This window comes from Arhodomonas sp. KWT, assembly GCF_010993615.1.
Genome location: NZ_WNXE01000076.1, coordinates 10,163 through 13,162, shown reverse-complemented (window position 1 = coordinate 13,162; position 3,000 = coordinate 10,163). Strand labels below are relative to the sequence as shown.

The following is a 3,000-nucleotide window of genomic DNA, read 5'->3' as shown; positions in this document are numbered from 1 at the left end:
TTGGCGATCTTCAGGGCGTCGTCCATGCCGTCGAAGCCGGTCACCGACACCACCGGCCCGAAGATCTCCTCCTGGAAAATGCGCATGGCGTTGTCGCCCTCGAAGACCGTGGGCTGCACGTAGAAGCCGCCGGCGAGATCGCCGGACATCTCCGCCGGACCGCCGCCGGCGAGCACCCGCGCGCCCTCCTGGCGGCCCAGGTCCACGTACGCGAGGATCTTCTCGTACTGGTCGCGGGAGGCCTGGGCGCCGACCATGGTGTCGGTGTCCAGCGGGTTGCCCAGGCGCAGGGCCGCGGTGCGCTCCAGCGCGGCCTCCATGAAGTCGTCGTAGAAACGCCGCTGCACCAGCGCCCGCGACGGGCAGGTGCAGACCTCGCCCTGGTTGAGGGCGAACATGGCGAAGCCCTCGAGGCTCTTGTCGCGGAAGGCGTCGTCCTCGGCGAAGCAGTCCGCGAAGAACACGTTGGGCGACTTGCCGCCGAGCTCCAGTGTGACCGGGATCAGGTTCTCCGAGGCGTACTGCATGATCAGCCGGCCGGTGGTCGTCTCGCCGGTGAACGCCGCCTTGGCGATGCGCGGGCTCGCCGCCAGCGGCTTGCCCGCCTCCACGCCGAAGCCGTTGACCACGTTGACCGTGCCGGCCGGCAGCAGATCGGCGATCAGCTCCATGAGCACCAGGATGCTCGCCGGCGTCTGCTCGGCGGGCTTGAGGACCACACAGTTGCCCGCCGCCAGCGCCGGCGCAAGCTTCCAGATGGCCATCAGCAGCGGGAAGTTCCAGGGGATGATCTGGCCGACCACGCCCAGGGGCTCGTGGAAATGATAGGCGACGGTGTTGCCGTCGATCTCGCTGATCCCGCCCTCCTGGGCCCGGATGGCGCCGGCGAAGTAGCGGAAGTGGTCGATGGCCAGGGGCAGGTCGGCGGCCAGGGCCTCGCGCACGGGCTTGCCGTTATCCCAGGTCTCGGCGACCGCCAGCGTCTCGAGGTTCTCCTCCATACGATCGGCGATGCGGTTGAGCACCAGCGCCCGCTCGGCCACCGGGGTGTCGGCCCATCCCCGGCGCGCGGCGTGGGCGGCATCCAGGGCGCGCTCGACATCGGCCGGACCGGAGCGCGCCACCTCGCAGAAGACCTCGCCGGTCACGGGGGTGGGGTTCTCGAAGTAGGCCCCTTCGACGGGCGGCACCCACTCGCCGCCTATGAAGTTCTCGTAACGGCTTCGGAAGTGTACGCGGGCACCGTCTGTTCCGGGCTTGGCGTAAAGCATCGGCTCTCCTCCTGGTTGTCGTTGAAAGGCCGTCCTCAGGGCGGCACCGCCATGGAGAGCAACGGACGTGCCAGTCCGGTCGCGCCCGGCCCGGGCCTTGCGCCGCGGGGGCTGGCGTAGCACGCTCATGGGCGGAGGGTGCTCCACGGGTGTCGCGGGCGGGACAGGTGCCACGGGACACCCGTTGCAGAATGCGACACCCCCGGACGGAGGAGAGATACCAATGGCGGCGGATCATGCGAACGACTCCGCCTCGCTGCGCGAGGCAAGGCGGCGTTTCTTCGAGGGTGGCGACGCCGGCGCCGCACCGGTACTGGCGGAGACGGTAACCCGGTCCTGGCACCGGTGCCGTCTCGACGGCCTGGTGACCGACGCCCGCCCGCCGGGGGCGTGCTACTCGGAGAGCGAGCTGCGCGAGCGGCACGCGGGCAACCGCCGGCTCATAGAGGCGGCCCTCCCCGAGCTCGAGACCATCCACCGGCAGATCGCCCGGACCAACAGCGCCGTGATCCTCGCCGACGCGGAGGGCGTGCTGCTCCACCGCTACGGCGACCCCGGCTTCGACCGCCGGGCACAACGCGTGGCGCTCAGCCCGGGCGCCTGCTGGCTGGAATCGGAGAGGGGCACCAACGCCATCGGGACCGCCCTCGCCGAGGCCCGGGCGGTATCCGTCCATGGCCCCGAACACTTCCTGGACTGCAACAGCTTCCTGACCTGCGCGGCCGCGCCGATACGTGCGCCGGACGGACGCACCATCGGGCTGTTCGACGTCTCCGGTGATCAGCCGACACGCCAGCTCCATGCCCTCGGGCTGGTGCGCATGGCAGCGCTCATGGTGGAGAACCGCCTGCTCGAGACCGAGTTCGACGACGCCGTGTACGTGCACTTCCACCCGCGGCGGGAGTTCCTCGGGACCCTCGGCGAGGGGATCGCCGCGTTCGGCCCCGACGGCGCCCTGCTCGCGGCCAACGCCAGCGCCCTCGGCCACCTCGGCACCGCGGCCGGCGGGTTCAATGGCCTTTTCGACGCGGAGCTGGGCAACGCGGTGGCCCGGGCGAGCCACGGCACGACACTGCTGACCACCCGCTCCGGGCTGCAGGTCCACGCGCGCGTGAGTGTCCGCGGCGAGCGCGACCAGCCCGGCCGGACCGTGGTGCCGGGTACCGGTGCCGCAGCAGACACGCCCGCGCTGCATCACGGCGACGACGCCGTCGCCGCCTGCGAGGCGCGTGCCCTGCGGGTTCACGCCCGGGGCATTCCGGTACTCGTCGAGGGCGAGACCGGGACGGGCAAGGAGTACCTCGCCCACCGTATCCACCACCAGGGGCCGAGGGCGGGCGGACCTCTGGTGGTGGTCAACTGCGCCGCGATACCCGATGGGCTGATCGAGTCGGAGCTATTCGGGTATGCCCCCGGGGCATTCACCGGCGCCCGTCGCGAGGGCGCCCGGGGCCGGGTGCACGAGGCGGACGGCGGGACCCTGTTCCTCGACGAGATCGGCGAGATGCCCCAGGCATTGCAGACCCGGCTTCTCCGCGTGCTTCAGGAGCAACGTGTCGTGCCGGTGGGCGGCGGCCACGAGGAATCGGTGGATTTCGCCCTGATCGCGGCCACGAACCGGGACCTCGCACAGTGCGTGGCCGACGGTACATTCCGCGCGGACCTCTACTACCGCCTCAACGGCCTGCGTGTGCGCCTGCCGCCGCTGCGCGAGCGCGCCGACCTCGAG

General features: G+C 71.2%; 2 protein-coding genes. One reads left to right on the top strand and one right to left on the bottom strand.

Features of this window, described 5'->3' with window-relative positions; translation table 11 throughout:
• Positions 1-1,271: aldehyde dehydrogenase family protein (locus tag G7A99_RS11890; RefSeq protein ID WP_163140414.1), on the bottom strand; the 1,271-nt coding region annotated here is incomplete at its 3' end.
• 223 nt (positions 1,272-1,494) lie between these two features.
• Between G7A99_RS11890 and G7A99_RS25770 the strand changes: the two genes are divergently transcribed.
• The coding region (locus G7A99_RS25770; protein WP_163140412.1) for a sigma-54-dependent Fis family transcriptional regulator at positions 1,495-3,000 on the top strand (1,506 nt) is incomplete at its 3' end.